A 16,751-nucleotide genomic window follows, 5' to 3' on the forward strand; every position below is an offset into this window, starting at 1 on the left:
GTCATCTCCGGGTCGGGCGCAGGATGATTTCATCGAGGGCCACATGGGCGGGTTGGCGCAAGGCCCAAAGGACGCTCGCCGCCACGTCCTCCGGCAACAGATATTGCTTGAAGCGGGCGTAGAATTCCTCGGCGCGGGCCACATCGCCCTGCCAGCGGCTCAGGGCGAATTCGGTGCGCACAACGCCGGGAATGATCTCGATGAAGCGCAGGCCGGTGGCGGCATAGTCGAGGCGCAGACCCGCCATGAGGCCGTGGAGGGCATGCTTGGTCATGCCATAATCGGCCAAGCCCGCCACCGCCTCGCGGCTGACGATGGATCCGATGGCGACGAGATCACCGGCGTCACGGGCGAGCCAGGCCGGAAGCAGGATCTGCGCGAGATCGGCAAGGCTCGTCAGGTTCACCGAGAGTTTGGCGGCGAGGTCTCCCTCGTCAGCCTCATGATAGGATGTCTTGCCGCCGGCGTCGTGGCCGGCCGCATAGACGAGGGTGTCGATGGCCCAGTCGGGAGGCAGCTGGGCCATGAGGCGCGCAGCCGCCCCGGGCTCAGACAGATCGGCAGCGATGAGATGAAGGGCCTCGCCGAAGCGGGCGCTGAGAGGCGCAAGCCGTTCGATGCGGCGCCCGGTGGCGACGATGCGTGCGCCGGCTTCGAGCAAGGCTAATGCGCAAGCCTCACCGATGCCGCTGGTGGCGCCGGTGACGAGAACAGTGCGTTCAGACATTGGAGGTCTCCGGGCGCTTCGCGCGGCCAGCCGCCTGCGGGTCCACCCAGGTCTCGGGGGTGATGCCGCGGGTGCGGAGTTCGGCCTTGCGGATCTTCTGGGTGGGGGTCTTGGGCAATTCGACCATGAGCTCGATGAAGCGGGGCCGGGCAAAATCCGGCATGCGCGCCGCGCAGTGGGCGGCCAGGGTTGCGGCGTCGCACGCACTGCCGGTTTTCACGACCACACAGGCCTTCACCTCCTGCTCAAGAGCATCATAAGGGGAGGCGACGCCGATCACCGCGACCTCGGCGACGTCGGGATGGCTGCGCAGAACCTCCTCGACCTCGAAGGAGGAGATGTTCTCGCCGCGACGGCGGATCGCGTCCTTGGCGCGATCCAGGAAGAAGAAATAGCCCTCGTCATCGCGGCGCATGACGTCGCCGGTGTGGAACCAGAGGTTGCGCCACGCTTCTAGGGTCGACTCGGGGCGATTGTGATAGGCGAGCATGGTCGTCCAGGGCTTCTTCGGGCGCACGACGAGCTCGCCGGGGGTGCCGGTGGGAACCTCCTCGTCGGTTTCGGGATCGACGAGGCGGGCCTCGAAGCGGTCGGCGACGATACGCCCGCAACTGCGGGGACGGCGGGGCTCGTGGCGCGGATGAAACAGCGGGCAGTTGAGCTCGGTCGAGCCGTAGAGTTCGATCAGCTGGACACCGAAGCGGCGCTCGAAGCGGGGCCCAAGCTCGGGCGAAGTCGGGACGGCGGTGGCGATGCGCAGGGCGGTGTCCGCATCGCCGGGGTCCTCGGGCTGCTTCAGAATGAACTCGACCATGACGCCGAGGAGATTGGTGGCCGTCACCTTGTGCTCGCGAATATGGGCAAGCCAGCGGCTGGCGCTGAATTGGGGACTGAGCACGATCTCGGTCTCGAGGATCAGCGCGCCGAGCACGCCGAGCAGCAGGGCGTTGGCGTGGAAGAGAGGCAGGCAGGAATAGAGGACATCGCGGGAGGTCAGCCCAAGCTGATCGATATAGACGTCCGGATTGGCGCGCAGCTGGCCATGGGGCATGACTACGCCCTTGGAGCGGCCGGTGGTGCCGGAGGTGTAGATGATGGCGCCCGGATCGCGCTCCGTCACGGTGATGGCAATGGAGCGGGCGGGAGCGAGGAGCAGGTCGGCGAAATGGAGGTGCTCCACGGTCGCAGGGAGCGCAACGGAGGGGGCGCCGTCGGGGACCTCGATGACGGTGTGCAGGGTGGGCGCCTCGGGCAGGATGGCTGCGATCGATGGCAGGTGAGCGGTGGCGGCGACGATGATCGCAGCGCCCGAATCCCTCACGATATGGGCGAGATAGTCGCCGACATAGGCGGTGTTGACGGTGACGATGACGGCGCCGAGGCGGTTCGTCGCAAACCAGGCCTCGATGAATTCGGGCATCGAGGGAAGCATCAGCAGGAGGCGGTCGCCGCGGGCGAGACCGAGTTCGGCAAAGGCCGCGGCGAGGCGGCGGGAGACCTGCTCGATCTCGCCATAGCTGCGGCTTGCGCCGGTGGTCAAAGTGAGGAAGCGGCGGTCGGGCAGGCGGGAGGCGCGCTCCTCGATCAAGGCGGGAAGGGCGAGCGTCATGAGGCGGGTCCTTCGAGACGCGCCCTGCGGCCGCTCCTCAGGATGAGGGCTTTCTTATAACTGTCATCCGGGGCTTGACCCGGAATCCCCGAGCCGCATGGGGTCCCTGGCCGCATAGGGCCCCCGAGCCGCATGGGGTCCCGGCGCTGCGCAGCACCGCTGCGCGCTGCGGCGCGTCCGGGATGACGTCCTTCGCTACACGGGATGAGGGCTTTCCCGTGGAGCACGAGATCCCGGGTCTGCCCTGCAGCACTCCCTGCTGCAGGGCGTCGGGGATGACGGGGGAACGGGGGACTCCGAGGGGAGAGTGCGGGCGAGACGGCCAAGCGTGAGATCCTAGATCATGTGCAGCGCACCGGAGAATGCGGGCTGCGGGGCATCATGCTGAGGGCGTTCGATGGTGGGGTCGATCGCGGGGAAATCCGGCCACTCCGCCAGGCCCGGGGTCTGCGCGTTCAGCAGGGGTCGCAAGGCGCCCAAGGCCGAAACGCGATCGCCGTCATTGGCCTCCATCAGCTGCTGCCAGGCTGCGGGAGCAAGCTTCACCTGGATGAGGGAGGAGGGGAATCCGAAAACATCCGTGGTGCCGGTTCCAACAAGCACTTCGGGAACGGCGAAGACATAGGTCTCTTGTCCGGATTTATACTCTCCCTGGACCTTGACGACCGGCGTGGAGGGTCCGCCTGCGGGCGCCTCTCCCACGAGATCGAAACGGTCGTGATAGGGATCGAAGCCCAGGACGGTCTGATCCAGATCATCCTGGTCCAGAGGCACGTGCACCGTCTCGGACTCCTCGTCGTCCAGGTCGAGCTTCAGCCGACGCGTCTGGTAGGGGCCGGGCTTCGTCAGGGTCACCGAAACGTCCTCTTCCTCATAGCGCGCCTTCATGGAGGCATAGTCCGGCTTCGACGCTGCAGTTCGGGTCATGAGTCATCTCCTTCACATCGGCCACGGTCAAGCGTGGAGGAGATAGAGTGGTGCGCAGTCGCGTCGCCGTCGGGGTCGATTTGTGACCGGTGAGGTCCATTTCTGCAACCGTGTGCGGTCACCGCGCCGTCATGCCACCATCGACGGGGAGCATCACGCCGGTGATCATGCGGGCCTCGTCGCTGGATAGGAAGACGGCGGCGGCGGCGACGTCGTCGAGGCCGATCAGGCGCTGCATGGGCACACCCGCTCCGAACTTCGCGAGGAAGGCCTCTTCATCGCCGGTTCGCCGGCCGATCTCACGCATCAGGGGGGTATCGATGGGGCCGGGGCAGAGGGCGTTGACGCGGATGGGCACGGGGGCGAATTCGAGAGCGATCGCGCCGACGAGGCCGCCGATGCCGTGCTTGGAGGCGGCATAGGCCGTGAAGCCCGCGCGGACCATGATGGACTGGATCGAACCAGTGAACAGGATCGAGGCATTGGCGCCGGACTGGGCGGCCTCGCGCAGGGCCGGGACCGCGGCCTGGGCCATGAGGAAGGGGCCGGTGAGATTGGCGTCGATCACCTTGCGGAACTCGCCCGCCGGGATCGATTCGACGCCGCCCTGCTGCGGCACGCCGGCATTGTTGTGGAGGATGTGCAGGGCGCCGAATTCGGAGACGGCCCGGGCGACGGCCTCCTGGCACTGGGCCTCGTCGGTGTGGTCGGAGACCAGCCAGCGGGCCTGTCCGCCGAGCTCGCCGGCAACCGCGCTCACCTTGTCGGCGGCGAGGTCGGTGAGCAGCAGGCGGGCGCCCTCGCGGGCGAAGTAACGCGCGGTGGCGGCGCCGATGCCGGAGCCCGCGCCGGTGATGATGGCGATCTTGCCGTCGAGACGACCCATGAGTTCAGCCTTTCGGTTCGAGTTTGGCCGCAGTGCCGCCCGCCAGGCGGCCGGAAGTGAAGGCCCAGCCGAGATGGTGGCCATGGCCCTCCAGGAGGAGCCCGCCCTGGCCGGTCGAGCCCGCGCCATAAAGGCCGCGGATGGGCGTGCCGTCGCGGCGCAGGATCTCGAGCGTGTCGGAAACGCGCACGCCGCCATCGGTGTAGACGACGAAGGCATGGAGCGGGCCCAGGGCATGGACGGGGCCGGACGCTGCTTTCAAGGTTTCTGCCAGCGCCTGGGGCGAGGCGCCGATCCGGGCGGCCAGGGCCGCGGGCGTCTCAGCCTGGTGGCAGAGCTCGGGCCGGGTGCGGCGGTAATCGGCGAGATAGGCGTAAGCGACGCCAGGTGCGGTCGAGACGAAATTCGGCCAGCTGTCATAGCGCCGGGCCAGAGCGTCGTCGAAGACGATGTAGGCGGTGTTGTCCGGGGTCGCGGCCACCGCGTCGCCGGGGCTGCGGCCGGCCAGCGTCAAGGCCTCGCCGTCGCGGCCGACGAGAAGGGCGCCATTGGCGAAGAGGCTGCGCTCAGGCGCCAGGACCGTCGTCATGAACCCCATGACGAAGGGGCGGATCACGCTGGCGGGCATGCGCTCCAGGCCCCAGCGCATGAAGCGGGTGAGGGAAGGGGCTGGCGGAATGCGCTGGTAGAGGGGCCGGCTGCGGGGCGGCTCGAAGCGCAGGACGGGGCCGAGCGCCAGGTCGCCATTGAGGATCTCGCCGCCGATCGCCTCGACCATGCGCTGGCAGTCGCCGGTGGCGGTGGGGTTGACGGCGGGGACCGGCCCCAGGGCCTCGGAGACGAGGGCTGCCTTCATCTCGGCATTGCCGCTGTAGTCGCCGCCGGCAAGGACGATACCGCGACGGGCCGACACGCGAGTGAGGGTGCCTGCGATCTCGGCCTCGATGGCGGTCGCCCGGTCGCCGTCGAAATGGATGCGGACGGCCTTGGCGTTGACGCGGATGTCGACGCCGAGAATGCGGGCGCGGCGGGCGAGGTGATAGATATAGGCGCGGGAATTGGGCAGCACATTGTGCATGCGCGGCTTGGTGTGGGGCGGCTCCTCCATGGGGCCCAGAAACTCGACCCCCATGGCGCGCAGCCAGCGCACCGTCTCGGGCACATTGTCGACGAGGAGCCGGCGCAGACCGAGATTGTCACGATTGGCCAGGGAGCCGGCGAGCTTGCCCATGTCCTCGAAATGGCTGTCGGGATGATCGACAATGCCGCGGGCGCGCTGATGGGCGGTGCCGGTTGCGGTGATGGAGCCCACGGACCAGCGGGTGCTGCCGCCGGGCTCCGGGTTCTTCTCCAGGAGGATCACGTTCGCGCCGGCTTCGGCTGCCCCCACCGCAGCGGCGAGGCCGGAGCCGCCGCCGCCGACCACCACCACGTCGGCCGTGATCTCGGGCACCGCCGTCATACCGCCAGATGCGCCATGACCTGGGCCTCGTCGGCCTTGGCCTGTTCGACCGTGCCGCTATAGACGATGGCGCCGCGGTTCATGACATAGACGTCGTCGGCCACATTATGGGCGAAATGCATGTCCTGGGCCGCCAGCAGCATGGTCAGGCCCTCCTGCTTGAGGCGGATGATCGCCTGCTCGAGGGTGCGGACCATGAGCGGCGACAGGCCCTCGGTGGGCTCGTCGAGCAGGAGCAGGCTGGGACAGCCCATGAGGGTGCGGGCGATGGTGAGCATCTGCTGCTGGCCGCCGCTGAGAAATCCGCCCTGGCGCTCGCGGAACTCCTGCAAAGCGGGGAAGACCTCGAAGGATTTGTCGAGGGACCAGGCGATGCCGTTGGGGTTCCTGCGCTCGGCGATGAGCAGGTTCTCCTCCACCGTGAGGTCGGGGAAGATGCGGCGCTCCTCGGGGACGTAGCCGAGGCCGAGGCGTGCGATCTTGAAGGGGGGCAGGCGGTTCAGGGGCTTGCCCTCGAAGGTCACCGTGCCGGCGGCGGGCGGGGTCAGGCCCATGATGGTGCGCAGGCAGGTGGTCTTGCCGACGCCGTTGCGGCCGATGATGCAGGCGGAGCGGCCCTTGGCGAGGCTCAGGGAGACGCCGAAGAGGATCTGCGAGACGTCGTAGAAGGTGGCGAGGTCGCGGCATTCAAGCATGTCCGGACTCTCCCAGATAGACTTCCTGGACGCGGGGGTTGGCGCGGACATCGGCGGGGGCGCCATCGGCGATCTTCGTGCCCTGATGCATGACGGCGATGCGGTGGGCCAAGGCGAAGACCATGTCGATGTCGTGCTCGGTGAAGAGGAGGCTGACGCCGTCGCGGGCGTTCAGATCCTTGATGACGTCGATCACCAGGGACCGCTCGGCACCGCTCATGCCGGCGGTGGGCTCATCCAGCAGGACGACGGAAGGGTTGCCGGCCAAGGCGATCGCAAATTCGAGGCGCTTGCGGTCGCCGGCGGCGAGCTCGCCGGCGTAGCGGTGGCCGCGATCGCCCATGCGCACCTGATCGAGCAGGCGCGCGATCTCGGTGTCCAGCATGCGGCTGGCCGGGCGCAGGAAATCGCGGCACAGGCCGCGGCGGGCGAGAAGGGCGATGCGCACATTCTCGATGGCGGTGAGACGCGGGAAGATCGAGGTGATCTGGAAGGAGCGGGCGATGCCCAGATGCACGAGGCTGTGGGGCCGGAAACCGACGATGCTGGCGCCGTTGTAGCGGACGTCGCCTTCATTGGGCTGGAGCGCGCCGGAGGCCATGTTGAGGAGAGTGCTCTTGCCGGCGCCGTTGGGACCGATGAGGGCGAGGATCTCGCCCTTGGACAGAGCCAGGGTCATGTCGGAGACGGCCTTGAAGCCGCCGAAGGTCTTGGTGACCCGGTCGAGCTCGAGGACTGCGGTCATGACGAGGTCCCCGCGGCAGGCTTGGCGGTGGGCTCGACGGCAGGGGGTTCGGACGCGGCAGGCGGCTGGCGCTTGCGGCTGCGACCGAAGAGGGTGCCGACGATGCCCTCAGGCAGGAACAGGACAAGCAGCAGGACGACGACGCCGAAGACCATGAGCGGGTATTCGGTATAGCTCGCCACGAAGAAGTTGAGGATCGTGAACAGGGCAGCACCGACGGCGGGGCCGAAGAAGGTGTGCATGCCGCCGGCCAGGGTCATGAGCACGGGTTCCGCCGATTGCGGCCAGAACAGCAGCGAGGGGAAGGCCATCTGGTGGAAGGAGGCCTGCAGCGCCCCGGCGACGCCGGTCAGAGCGCCGGAGATCGTGAAGGCTGCCAGCTGATAGAGGCGGATGTTCAGGCCGATGAAGCTCGCGCGCTGCGGGTTTTCGCGGATGGCGGAAAGGGCGGCCCCAAAGGGCGAGCCGACGATCAGGCGGATCAGGATGATGCAGCCGGTCACGATGACGAGCGCCATGTAGTAGAAATTCGTCGTGTTGAAGAGATAGTCGGGCGGCATGACGGGCGCGCCATTGTCACCGCCGGTGAAGGAATACCAGCCGGCGACGATGGCGAAGATCAGCTGCGAGAAGGCGAGCGTGAGCATGGCGAAATACATGCCCGAGACGCGAACGGTGAAGAAGCCGATGGCCAGGGCGAAGAGGCCAGCCACCAGGGGGGCCACGAGAATGCCGATCTCGATGGGCCAGCCCAGATGCATCTGGACCAGGGCGACCGTATAGGCGCCGAGACCGTAGAAGGCGGCATGGCCGAAGGAGAGCAGCCCCGTCTGGCCGAGGACGAGATTGTAGCTCATGGCGAAGAGGGCGGCGATGAGCACGTCGACGGTGAGGAAGAGATTGCTCTCGTCGATGAGGAAGGGCAGGACGGCCAGGACGATCAGCAGGAGGGTGTAGAAGACCGGGCCGCCGCGGGTGGTGAGGCTCTGCATCAGACGCGCCTCCCGAGCAGGCCTTGCGGCCGCAGCAGAAGCACGGCGCAAAGCGCGATGAAGATGAAGGCGATGGCCAGGCGCGGGGCGACCATGATGCCGAGAGCCTGGACGATGCCGATGATGAGGGCGGCCAAGAAGGCGCCCGGGATCGAGCCGCTGCCGCCGATGATAACGACGGCGAAGCTCTCGATGATGATCGAATCGCCAATGCCCAGCGATACCGAGCCGATGGGCGCGGCGAGCGCACCGCCGAGACCCGCCAGGGCAGCGCCGAGGCCGAAGACGAGCGTATAGAGCTTCGGCACGTTGATGCCGAGAGCGCCGACCATCTCGGGGTCGACCACCGCGGCACTCAAGGTGCGGCCGAAGCGGGTGCGCTCGATCATCAGGCTCAGGAGAATGGCGATGACCACGCCCATGGCGATGACGAGCAGATAGTAAGTCGGGAAGGGGCGTCCGAGGATGTCGATGCTGCCGCTCAGGAAGGGTGGGTAGCCGATGGAGCGATAGGCGCCACCCCAGAACATCTTGATGCCGTCGGCGATGATCAGGGTCATCGCGAAGGTCATGATCAGCTGGTAGAGGTGCTCACGGTCGGCGATGCGGCGCAGCAGGAGATATTCGAAGGCGAGGCCAAAGGCACCGATCAGCAAGGGACCGACGATCAGGGAGGCGACGAAGCCGAGATTCGAGGCGCCGACATAGTTGGTGACCGCGAAAGCCAGGAAGGCTGCGAGCATATAGAAGGAGCCATGGGCGAAATTGGCGATCCGGAGCACCCCGAAGATGAGGGTCAGACCGGAGGCGACGACAAAGAGGATCATGCCGCGGCTGATCCCGCTCAGGAGCTGGATGATGATGTCAGTCCACATGCGATCCCTGGTCGACGCGATCCTTCGAGACGCGGCCTCGCGGCCGCTCCTCAGGATGAGGTTAGTAATGCGGCCCGAAGGCCGCTCCTCAGGATGAGGATAGTGATGCGGCCTCGCGGCCGCTCACTGTGACGTTCCCGGGCGGGCCCGGGTTCCCAGGGGCCAAGGGCTTCGCGCTTCCCTTGTGGTCCTGGATCCTCGGGTCAAGCCCGAGGATGACGAAGAAGAGGGCCCGAGGATGACGAAGAAGGGACCTGACGGAGTTCTCAGCCGCCCTTGCGCTGGGCCAGGATCTCCTCAGGGGTCGGCATCACGGTTTCGGCCGGGATACGCTTGATGTCCACGAGGCCCTTGAAGGGAAGGCCTTCGACCTTACCCGTCGTTCCCAGGAAAGAGGGAACGTTGCCCTGATGGTCGACTTCGCGGAAGACAACCTCGCCCTGCAAGCCATCAAATTTCAGCTTCTGAATGGCTGCAGACACCGCATCGGAGTCACCAACATTGGTGTCCTTGATGCCTTGCGCGAGGATCATCATGCCGTCATAGCCCATGACCGCCCAATCGGAGGGGTAATGGCCGAACTTGTCGGTGAACTTCTTGATGAAGGCATCCATCTTCTCACTCTTGGTGCCGAAGGCGGGGGCGTACATCTGGCCGATCACGCCATCGGGCATGTCGTCACCCAAGGCGACAAGATCGTCGGTGAAGAGAAGGGTGGCGAACTTGGTCTTCTCAAAGAGACCATAAGGCTTGGCCTGCTTGATGAAGGCGATGAGGTCGGCGCCCCAGAGATAAGAGAAGATGATGTCCGGCTGGGCCGACATCAGCTGGGTGATGTAAGGCGTGAAATCCGGCTCGCCGAGCTTGGGCCATTGCTCGCTGATGATCTTGGCCTTCGGGTTCACCTTCTCCAGCCAAGCGCCGAAATATTTCACGGCCTGGTGGGAGGCTTCGTAGTCACCGCCGATGAAGGCGATCTTCTCATTGTCCTGGCCGATGCCTTCGGCCATGGCGCGGGCCAGCATGGTGCCGGAGGGAACGATGGTGAAGAAATAGGGGTGGAAAAGCTCGCCGACGAGGCGGGGCGTGTTCGGGATCGTCATGACAACGATCTTCTTATACTGCTTGGCGACGCCGGTCACCGCGACGCCGACGGAACTCGCGTCAGGGCCGATCAGATAATCGATCTTCTCGCGGACGATGAGATCGCGGGTGAGGCTGGAGCCAAGCTCCGGCTTCAGCTTCGAATCGCGCACCAGGAGCTCGAGCTTGCGGCCATTGATGCCGCCGGCCTCATTGATCTCGTCAATGGCGAGCTGAACCGAATCGACCTGAGCCCGGGCATAGGTCGCAGCAATGCCGGTGAGGTCCGTGGTGAGGCCGATCTTGATCGGCGGCTCATCGGCACTCACGCCGGTGGTCGACAGTCCAAACAGCGTAACGGCGGCACCCATGACAGTGCCCAACATGCCGCGACGCGACACAGAATAGAAAGTCATTCACATCCTCCCGAGTTCAACGCTCTTCGCGGCGCTTCGCCAGACAAAGGCGAGCGAACACCCTTATCTCGTTGCCGGTCTGTCCGACAACAGGTCAAATCTTATCCGAATCGTTTGCGGGCGCAAGAGGGTTTCGAAGGAGGGGTGCTGCCTGTGATCCCGGGTCTGCGGTCCTTCGAGGCGCAGCCTTTGGCTGCTCCTCAGGATGAGGGGGTTTCCCCTGCCGGACGGGGTCCCGGGTCTGCGCAGCACCACTAACGTGCTGCAGCGCGCCCGGGATGTCCTCCGAGACGGCCCTACAGGCCTCCTCAGGATGAGGGCTGTCCATGCCATGCCTCGAAAAGGGGAGCGTTGACCGTTTGTCCGACAAGGCTATAGTCCATGCGCAGTGCCGCAGACTTTGGAGTGCCGGATGGCCGATCCCATGTTCGACAAGCTCACCGTCAACCCGGCCTATCGGGTGGTGGCGGAGGCGATCGAACGCAACATCCTGATGGGACGGCTCAAAACCGGGGACCGGCTGCCCTCCGAAATGGAGCTGGCCAAACAGTTCGGCGTGCATCGCTCCACCGTCAGGGAGGGGATCCGCCTGCTGGAGCAGAGCGGGCTGGTGTCGCGATTCGGGCGGACGACGCTGGAGGTGACGCTGCCGCATTTCCAGGACCTCGCCAGCCGGGCCTCGCGGGCGCTGTCCATGCACAAGGTGAGCTTCCAGGAATTATGGGAAGCCTCCATGCTCACCGAGCCGGCTGCGGCGGAGATGGCCGTCGACAACGTGACCGAGGACGAATTCGCGCGGCTGAACGAGAATGTGCGCGCGATGGCGGACAGCGCTCCGGATACGGACGAATTCGTGCGGCTGGATACGGAGTTCCACGACCTGCTGGCCATGGCGGCCGGCAACAAGGTCATCGCCATGATGCGCGAGCCCGTCAGCCTGCTGTTCCTGCCGGCCGGGCGGATCATCCTGCCGCGGCTCAAGACCTATGACCGGGTGGTCAAGGCACATGAGGAAATCCTGGCGGCGATCGGGGCGCGGGACAAGGCCCGGGTGCGGGAGTGGATGCATCGCCACATGAGCGACTTCAGACGCGCCTATGTGCGCACCGGGCTCGACCTCGACCAACCCATGCAGATGCCGGAAAGCGCGCTGACGCCGCAGAGACCGGAGTAACGAAACGGCCAAGGCCTAAGCCGTCGAGGGGGCAAGCGAGTGGGACCACTTTCCGGATATAAAATCATCGAAATGGCCGGCATCGGGCCGGCACCCTTCTGCGGCATGCTGCTGGCGGATATGGGCGCGGAGGTCATTCGCCTCGACCGGGCGGAGAGCGCCGATCTGGGGCTGGATCTCGGACCTGATCCGCGCTTCGGCGTGCTGGGCCGGGGCAAATCGTCCATCGCCCTCAATCTGAAGACGGATCAGGGGCGGGCGCTGGCGCTGGAGCTCATCGCGCAGGCGGATGCGCTCATCGAAGGCTTCCGCCCCGGGGCCATGGAGCGGCTAGGGCTGGGGCCCGACGCCTGCTGGGCCGTCAATGAGCGGCTGGTCTTCGGCCGGGTGACGGGATGGGGCCAGGACGGCCCCCTGGCGCTGCGGGCGGGGCATGATCTCAACTATATCGCGCTCTCGGGGGTGCTGCATGCCATCGGTCCCACCGAGGGGGCGCCGGTGGCGCCGCTCAACCTCGTCGGGGATTACGGCGGCGGCGCCATGCTGCTCGCCGTGGGCGTGCTGGCCGCCCTGCTGGAGGCGAAATCCTCCGGCAAGGGGCAAGTGGTGGATGCCGCCATGATCGAGGGCTCAGCCCTCCTGATGGCCCCCGTCCACGGGATGCTGGCGCGGGGGCTCTGGCAGGAGGCGCGCGGGCGCAACATCCTCGATGGCGGCGCACCGTGGTACCGGCCCTATCAGACGAAATGCGGCAACTACATCTCCATCGGCGCCATCGAAGGGCGGTTCTATGCGGAGCTGTTGCAGCGGCTGGGACTGGAAGACGAAACGCTGCCGGCGCGCGAGGACATAGCGGGACATGCCACGCTGGAGCAGCGCTTCGCGGAGGTGATCGCAGGCAAGACGCGGGAGGAATGGTGCGCGATCTTCGAGGGAAGCGATGCCTGCTTTGCGCCGGTCTTATCCATGTCGGAGGCCTATGTGCATCCGCATAATGCGGCGCGGGGGGTCTTCGTCGAACAGCAAGGCGTGCCGCAGCCGGCGCCGGCGCCGCGGTTCAGCCGGACGGCGAGCGCCATCGGCGGACCACCGCCGGCGGATGGCGCCCAGGGGGAAGAGGTGCTGCGCCGGCTCGGGCGGTCGGATGCGGAGATCCGGGCGCTGGTCGAGGCGGGCGTGGTGAAGGGCTAAGCCCGGGCCTTCGTCGCGGCCCCGGCGTCAGCTCGACAGAGGTGCGGGATTTGGCGACGATGGGGGCGGGAGGATCTCGGGCTCCTCGTGCTGGCCGCCATTGCCGATGGTCTTGATCGGCAGCGGTGGTGCCTTGCCGTGCTTGTCCTCGCCCATATACAGCGTGATGTGAGGGAAGGGGATCTCGATGCCGCGGGCGTCGAAGACTTCCTTGATCAGCTCGTTATAGGTGCGGCCGGTGCCCCAATGCTGGCCCGGCATGGTCTTGATGCGGGCGCGCACCATGACTGCCGAATCACCGAAGCCGGTGACGCCATGCATGTCGAGGGGGCCGATGATGTGGTCCTTGTGGCTGGTCTGCAGCAGCTTGTCGAAGGCCTCCTGCATGGCCTCCTTCACTTCCCCGATGTTCTCGCGATAGGCGACGCCGATCTCGGCCACATGGAAGGAGAAGCCCTTCATCATGTTGGAGACGGAATCGACCGAAGAGAAGGGGATCAGGTGCAAGGTGCCGTCGAGGGAGCGGATCGAAACGGAGCGGATCGTGAGGCGCTCGACGACGCCAGAGAAGGAGCCGAGGCTAACGACGTCACCCTCGTTCATGGCATTCTCGAACTGGATGAAGGCCCCGGTGATGATGTCCTGAACGAGCTTCTGGGCGCCGAAACCAATGGCCAGGCCGAGGACGCCGGCACCGGCGAGCAAGGGGGCGATGTTCACGCCGATCTGGGCGAGCGCGAGCATCAGAATGATCACGCATAGGGCAATGGTGAAGGCGTTGCGGAACAGAGACAGGAGCGTGCGCTCCCGGGCGGTGGGCACCTTGCCGTAATTCGGATTGAGGCGGTATTCGACCCAGGAGGAGACGCCCAGATAGATCGCGATACCCACCAGGATGATCAGGGCGGCGGACATGACCGAGCCGGTGACGTGCTGGCCGGCGTCGGAGGCGATCCAGCTGATGAAGTCGATGAGGCCCCAGACATGGGCGATGGCCACGATCACGCCGATGAGGACGATGGTGCGCACCACCTGCAGCACCCGGGGGACGAAGGCGTTGAGGCGCCGCTCGAGCAAAGGCAGGCGCTCGCGGAGATCATCGGGGACGCGCAGGCCGACGGAGACGAAGCGGGTGGTGAAGGCGATGACGACAGCGCCGATCGCCACCGCGATGAGGCTCTGAACCGTGGCCGCGATCATGAAGGACAGGGCCTCCATGGGATTGGCGAGCCAGGTCACGAACAGCGCCACGAGATAGAGGATGGCGATGATGTGCCAATAATTGCCGAGAAAGGCCAGGGTGCGCGACAGGAGGCCGTCGCGGCCCATCTCGGCACGGCGACACAAGACGGCGCGCACGCGGTCGCGATTCTGCAGGACGATGACCACGGCCATGGTGATGACCGTGAACATGACCAGGATGCGCAGGGCCTGGGCCGCTTCATGGGACACGCTGGTGCTGACGATGGGGGCTGCGAACATGAAGGTGTAGCCCAGCATGGAGACGATGCGGCTGAGCCAGAAATACCAGTAGGTGGCGCTGGTGTCGGAGAGCGGAAGGAAGCGCAAAGACGGGCGGTCGGGCTCGAGCACCGAACGCATGAGGACCTTGAAGAGCTCGACCACGAGAAAGGCATTGAGCAACAGGGTCTGGTTTATGCCCAGGCGGCCTCCCCAGCCGCCGATGTTCAGGGCGATGACGTAGCCCGCACCCCAGGCGAGCACCACGCCGAGCGCATCGACCAAAGTGGCCACCGTCAGCCACATCGCGCTGGCAAGCCATCCGCCGCCGGTCGAGCGCCGGGCGACCATGGCCTGGACTCGATCGGTTACGAGGCGGACGATGAGAAAGGCCACAAACAGGCCCAGACCCACCAGGGCCACGTCGCTGATGGCGTTCCAGAGGCGGGTGAAATTGGTCTCCGTGGTGCCGGCGAAGACCTCACCGGTTTCGACGAAGAGCTTGCCCAGGCCCTGGGCAATGGCCACGCCCTGCTCAGCCACCATTCGGGTGTATTCGGCGACCTGACGCGCGACCGTGGGGTCGACGGTGGCCTCGGCCGCCTCCGCCTTCTCCTTCGCCACCGCCTCGGCCGTCTGAGCCTTCAGGCTCTCGATCAGGGCGGCGCGGGCCTTGTCGTCTTCAAGAAGCCGGATGAGGTCGGACACCGTGGCGGTGCCCGGAGGCGGCTCGGCGGCGGGGGTCGCACTTTCCTGCTGAGCGGGGATCGTGATCTGGGCGGCCGCCGGGGCGGCGATGAAAAACAATCCGAGGATCAACAGGGTCAGCAGCCGCATGCCGGGGCATTCTCCGTCTGTCAGGGCGTTCCGGTTCGGTGTTCAGGGGGTATGGGGTGCCGAAACGCTGCTGTCAACCTTTCGGGGGAGGGACGAGGGGCAGAATGCCGCGCTGCAGAAAGGTGGCAAAGAGACGTCGCCGTGGCATGGTCCGCCGCTGTTTCCATGGTGACGAGGTCCCATCCGTGACGTTCTCCTGCCTGCGCCAATGCGGTCTTGCCCTGATGATGTCGATGGCCGCCATACTGCCCGGCCTGGCTGAAACCGCCGAGCCCGGAACGGCCGAACCCGGAACGGCCGAGCCCGGAACGGCCAATCCACCGCCCGAGGTGACGGCGGACGCGCTCTCGCTGTCGACGGTCTTCAAACCCATGGAGCGGATCTGGGGCATCGACTTCCTTCCCGACGGGCGGGCGATCGTCACGGAACGGCCGGGGCGGCTCTCGATCCTGGGCAAGCCGGGGGATAAGCCGATCCCGATCGAAGGCGTGCCTGCGGTGTTCGTGCTGAACCATGCCGGGCTGCTCGACGTCCATCTCGATCCACACTTCAAGGACAACCAGCTCCTCTATCTCTCCTATGTGGTGGGAAGCGACGATTCCTCCTCGATGCGGCTCATGCGGGCGCGCCTCGACGGCCATAAGCTGGCCGATGCGAAAATCATCTATGAGGCCGGTCCCTTCGTTCCGGGATCGGAGAATTGGGGCGGGCGGATCGCCATCGACGGCCAGGGCTTCCTGTTCCTGTCGCTCGGCGACCGCCTGCAGGATTGGTGGCGCGCCCAGGATCTGAGCCAGTCCTGGGGCAAGATCATCCGCATCCGGACGGACGGGGCGATCCCCGAAGACAATCCGTTCGCCCATGTGCCCGGCGCGCGCAAGGAGATCTGGTCCTACGGCCATCGCAACCCGCAAGGGCTGGCGATCGATCCCAAGACCGGCACCCTGTGGGAGGTCGAACACGGGCCGCAGGGAGGCGACGAGGTCAACATCATCAAGCCGGGCCGCAATTATGGCTGGCCGGTCATCACCTATGGCATCGGCTACGACAATGCCAAGGTCGGGATCGGCACCCATGCGCCGGGACTGGAGCAGCCCGTCTACTATTTCAAACCCTCCATCGCGACGTCGGGTCTCGAGATCACCCAGGAGGGAAGTCCCTGGGGCCATGCCCTCTGGGTTGGGGGGCTCGCAACGGAGATCCTGGTGAAGCTGACGCTGGAGGGGGAACGGGTGACGGGGGAGGAGCGGTTCCTGGAAGGGGAAATCGGCCGCGTACGGGTGGTGAGGGCGGCACCGGACGGCTCGCTCTATCTGGGGGCGGATGAGGATGAGAGCGGGGTCTATCGGGTGGCGCCGAAGCAGTAGGCGGGGGAATCCTTCGAGACGGCCCTTTGGGCCTCCTCAGGATGAGGCTTCGAGACGCGCCCTGCGGGCGCTCCTCAGGATGAGGGGGGCTTTTGGCTGTCATCCCGGGCTTGACCCGGGATCCCCGGCGGCATGGGCTCTTCGAGTCGCATGAGGTCCCGGCTCTGCGCAGCACCGCTACGCGCTGCGGCGCGTCCGGGATGACGGGTTGTGGGGGCGGCATGGGGTCCCGGATCTGCGCTGCGCTCCGTCCGGGATGACGGGTGTGGTGGGGGGTCTTGTTCTGCTGTCATCCCGGGCTTGA

Annotated in this window: 14 protein-coding genes; 3 read left to right on the forward strand and 11 right to left on the reverse strand. The window is 66.3% G+C overall.

Annotation, left to right across the window (positions count from 1 at the left end; all coding sequences use genetic code 11):
* Window position 1 precedes the first annotated feature (1 nt).
* The 10 genes from FKM97_RS25015 to FKM97_RS25060 all read right to left on the reverse strand — a co-directional run bounded on the left by FKM97_RS25015 (window position 2) and on the right by FKM97_RS25060 (window position 10,417).
* A complete protein-coding gene (locus FKM97_RS25015) occupies window positions 2–727 on the reverse strand; it encodes an SDR family oxidoreductase (RefSeq protein WP_144295191.1) in 726 nt (241 codons plus the stop codon).
* Complete coding sequence (locus FKM97_RS25020) at window positions 720–2,336, reverse strand: AMP-binding protein (RefSeq protein ID WP_144295192.1); 1,617 nt, start codon at window positions 2,334–2,336, stop codon at window positions 720–722. Before FKM97_RS25020 ends, FKM97_RS25015 begins: the two co-directional genes overlap by 8 nt.
* A gap of 336 nt (window positions 2,337–2,672) precedes the next feature.
* Entirely contained in the window at window positions 2,673–3,263 is a 591-nt protein-coding gene (locus tag FKM97_RS25025; protein WP_144295193.1) for a hypothetical protein, read from the reverse strand.
* Between the two features lie 118 nt (window positions 3,264–3,381).
* Window positions 3,382–4,233, reverse strand: a complete 852-nt coding sequence (locus FKM97_RS25030; RefSeq protein WP_205015301.1) for an SDR family NAD(P)-dependent oxidoreductase — start codon at window positions 4,231–4,233, stop codon at window positions 3,382–3,384.
* Window positions 4,154–5,611 (reverse strand): FAD-dependent oxidoreductase, encoded by a 1,458-nt coding sequence (locus tag FKM97_RS25035; RefSeq protein WP_144295194.1) that lies wholly within the window; start codon window positions 5,609–5,611, stop codon window positions 4,154–4,156. The genes FKM97_RS25030 and FKM97_RS25035 overlap by 80 nt, the downstream gene beginning before the upstream one ends.
* Entirely contained in the window at window positions 5,608–6,306 is a 699-nt protein-coding gene (locus FKM97_RS25040; protein WP_144295195.1) for an ABC transporter ATP-binding protein, read from the reverse strand. Before FKM97_RS25040 ends, FKM97_RS25035 begins: the two co-directional genes overlap by 4 nt.
* Entirely contained in the window at window positions 6,299–7,051 is a 753-nt protein-coding gene (locus FKM97_RS25045; protein ID WP_144295196.1) for an ABC transporter ATP-binding protein, read from the reverse strand. The genes FKM97_RS25040 and FKM97_RS25045 overlap by 8 nt, the downstream gene beginning before the upstream one ends.
* Window positions 7,048–8,043 carry a branched-chain amino acid ABC transporter permease gene (locus tag FKM97_RS25050; RefSeq protein ID WP_144295197.1) on the reverse strand — a complete coding sequence of 332 codons (996 nt, stop codon included), beginning with the start codon at window positions 8,041–8,043 and terminating at the stop codon, window positions 7,048–7,050. Before FKM97_RS25050 ends, FKM97_RS25045 begins: the two co-directional genes overlap by 4 nt.
* Entirely contained in the window at window positions 8,043–8,918 is an 876-nt protein-coding gene (locus FKM97_RS25055) for a branched-chain amino acid ABC transporter permease (RefSeq protein ID WP_144295198.1), read from the reverse strand. The genes FKM97_RS25050 and FKM97_RS25055 overlap by 1 nt, the downstream gene beginning before the upstream one ends.
* A gap of 266 nt (window positions 8,919–9,184) precedes the next feature.
* The gene (locus FKM97_RS25060) at window positions 9,185–10,417 is read right to left on the reverse strand and encodes an ABC transporter substrate-binding protein (RefSeq protein ID WP_144295199.1); all 1,233 of its coding nucleotides are present in this window, start codon (window positions 10,415–10,417) and stop codon (window positions 9,185–9,187) included.
* 412 nt (window positions 10,418–10,829) lie between these two features.
* Between FKM97_RS25060 and FKM97_RS25065 the strand changes: the two genes are divergently transcribed.
* Entirely contained in the window at window positions 10,830–11,591 is a 762-nt protein-coding gene (locus tag FKM97_RS25065; protein WP_205015302.1) for a FadR/GntR family transcriptional regulator, read from the forward strand.
* 39 nt (window positions 11,592–11,630) lie between these two features.
* Window positions 11,631–12,782, forward strand: a complete 1,152-nt coding sequence (locus FKM97_RS25070) for a CoA transferase (protein ID WP_144295200.1) — start codon at window positions 11,631–11,633, stop codon at window positions 12,780–12,782.
* Window positions 12,783–12,809: 27 nt separating this feature from the next.
* On the opposite strand, the gene FKM97_RS25075 is transcribed toward FKM97_RS25070, so the two are convergent.
* Window positions 12,810–15,080 (reverse strand): mechanosensitive ion channel domain-containing protein, encoded by a 2,271-nt coding sequence (locus FKM97_RS25075; protein ID WP_144295201.1) that lies wholly within the window; start codon window positions 15,078–15,080, stop codon window positions 12,810–12,812.
* Between the two features lie 104 nt (window positions 15,081–15,184).
* Between FKM97_RS25075 and FKM97_RS25080 the strand changes: the two genes are divergently transcribed.
* Window positions 15,185–16,447, forward strand: coding sequence for a PQQ-dependent sugar dehydrogenase (locus FKM97_RS25080; protein ID WP_144295202.1), 1,263 nt, complete (start codon window positions 15,185–15,187; stop codon window positions 16,445–16,447).
* Window positions 16,448–16,751: the final 304 nt, after the last annotated feature.

The organism is Rhodoligotrophos appendicifer, from assembly GCF_007474605.1.
GTDB lineage: Bacteria > Pseudomonadota > Alphaproteobacteria > Rhizobiales > Im1 > Rhodoligotrophos > Rhodoligotrophos appendicifer.

Excerpts from the sequence above, each read along its gene's own strand:
- FKM97_RS25015 (WP_144295191.1), bottom strand. The coding sequence starts at position 727 with ATGTCTGAACGCACTGTTCTCGTCACCGGCGCCACCAGCGGCATCGGT.
- FKM97_RS25020 (WP_144295192.1), bottom strand. The coding sequence starts at position 2,336 with ATGACGCTCGCCCTTCCCGCCTTGATCGAGGAGCGCGCCTCCCGCCTG.
- FKM97_RS25025 (WP_144295193.1), bottom strand. The coding sequence starts at position 3,263 with ATGACCCGAACTGCAGCGTCGAAGCCGGACTATGCCTCCATGAAGGCG.
- FKM97_RS25030 (WP_205015301.1), bottom strand. The coding sequence starts at position 4,233 with ATGGCCACCATCTCGGCTGGGCCTTCACTTCCGGCCGCCTGGCGGGCG.
- FKM97_RS25035 (WP_144295194.1), bottom strand. The coding sequence starts at position 5,611 with ATGACGGCGGTGCCCGAGATCACGGCCGACGTGGTGGTGGTCGGCGGC.
- FKM97_RS25040 (WP_144295195.1), bottom strand. The coding sequence starts at position 6,306 with ATGCTTGAATGCCGCGACCTCGCCACCTTCTACGACGTCTCGCAGATC.
- FKM97_RS25045 (WP_144295196.1), bottom strand. The coding sequence starts at position 7,051 with ATGACCGCAGTCCTCGAGCTCGACCGGGTCACCAAGACCTTCGGCGGC.
- FKM97_RS25050 (WP_144295197.1), bottom strand. The coding sequence starts at position 8,043 with ATGCAGAGCCTCACCACCCGCGGCGGCCCGGTCTTCTACACCCTCCTG.
- FKM97_RS25055 (WP_144295198.1), bottom strand. The coding sequence starts at position 8,918 with ATGTGGACTGACATCATCATCCAGCTCCTGAGCGGGATCAGCCGCGGC.
- FKM97_RS25060 (WP_144295199.1), bottom strand. The coding sequence starts at position 10,417 with ATGACTTTCTATTCTGTGTCGCGTCGCGGCATGTTGGGCACTGTCATG.
- FKM97_RS25065 (WP_205015302.1), top strand. The coding sequence starts at position 10,830 with ATGGCCGATCCCATGTTCGACAAGCTCACCGTCAACCCGGCCTATCGG.
- FKM97_RS25075 (WP_144295201.1), bottom strand. The coding sequence starts at position 15,080 with ATGCGGCTGCTGACCCTGTTGATCCTCGGATTGTTTTTCATCGCCGCC.
- FKM97_RS25080 (WP_144295202.1), top strand. The coding sequence starts at position 15,185 with ATGCCGCGCTGCAGAAAGGTGGCAAAGAGACGTCGCCGTGGCATGGTC.